Raw genomic sequence first — 238 nt, forward strand, 5'->3', positions numbered from 1 at the left:
ATGGTGTGTGTTTGACGTGCGCATGGGGCTGTTTCCGGGACAAAGCATTGATGAACTGAAACAGCGCATTGAACAGGCTATTGCGGAAGCCGCTAAAAGCCATGCCTTTCTGGCGCAGAACCCGCCGGAGATTGTCTATAACGGCTTTGCGGCGGAAGGCTATTCGCTGGATGAGGACAAGCGGCCTGTGGCGCGTGAGGCGCTGGATGCCCTTGGCCGTGCGCACAAATTTGTCTCT

General features: G+C 56.3%; 1 pseudogene. It reads left to right on the plus strand.

Features of this window, described 5'->3' with window-relative positions:
• Window positions 1-238 (plus strand): annotated as a pseudogene (locus HBA93_RS23360) (ArgE/DapE family deacylase); the annotation flags it as partial.

The organism is Ochrobactrum sp. SFR4 (assembly GCF_019730395.1).
GTDB lineage: Bacteria > Pseudomonadota > Alphaproteobacteria > Rhizobiales > Rhizobiaceae > Pseudochrobactrum.